Genomic DNA, 279 nt, shown 5'->3' on the forward strand with positions numbered 1-279 from the left:
TTTATAGGAGAAATTCCCAATGGCTGTTAATTTATTCGATGCCAATTTCTACCGTGCTTTCAATCCAGATTTAGCTGGATTGGATGACGCTCAAGCCTTCCAACATTTGCTCAATATCGGACTCAACGAAGGTCGAGTATTTTCCCCCTATATTGATTTAAACCTCTATCGTTCTAGCAATCCCGACCTCGCCACAGCCGGCTTAACCAGCAACCGACAATTGTATGACCACCTGCAAAATGCCGGTGTGGCCGAAAGTCGCGTCTTCTCCCCCGTTTT

Annotated in this window: 1 protein-coding gene; it reads left to right on the forward strand. The window is 45.9% G+C overall.

Features of this window, described 5'->3' with window-relative positions:
* Positions 1-19 precede the first annotated feature (19 nt).
* The coding region (locus tag LKK83_RS00230; protein ID WP_442957256.1) for a hypothetical protein at positions 20-279 on the forward strand (260 nt) is incomplete at its 3' end.

Origin of the sequence: Phormidium sp. CCY1219, from assembly GCF_035615515.1 — a bacterium.
Classification (GTDB): Bacteria; Cyanobacteriota; Cyanobacteriia; order Cyanobacteriales; family Laspinemataceae; genus CCY1219.